The organism is Tannerella forsythia (genome assembly GCF_003860135.1).
In the GTDB taxonomy this organism is placed as follows: Bacteria; Bacteroidota; Bacteroidia; order Bacteroidales; family Tannerellaceae; genus Tannerella; species Tannerella forsythia_A.
Window position 1 is genome coordinate 1 of record NZ_RQYN01000194.1, and the last position, 279, is coordinate 279.

The 279-nt window shown below is 53.4% G+C and carries 1 protein-coding gene; it reads right to left on the reverse strand.

Going from position 1 to position 279, the window contains the following annotated elements:
- On the reverse strand, positions 1–279 hold a 279-nt coding region (locus EII41_RS13915), incomplete at both ends, for a tetraacyldisaccharide 4'-kinase (protein WP_148091785.1).

Below are 279 nucleotides of genomic sequence, written 5' to 3' on the forward strand. Positions count from 1 at the left end.
GATATAGATACCTCCGCCGAAGCCGGTTGCCGTATTGTCCATGATGACGGAGTTGGCTACGGTTCCCGAAGCTCCGTTTTTGAAGAGGATACCGGCTCCTTCCGAGGCGGTTCCGCCGCGGATAATAAATCCGTCGACACGGGCATCGCGACTGACTCCGCAAGCGTTATTCGTGTAATTCGTTGATCCGTCGAAGACGACGACATTGCTTCCGTTTCCGTTCATGATCGTCTTATGCAAGGTATAGTTTCGTTCGTTCAAGTCTGCTTCCCACGCGCC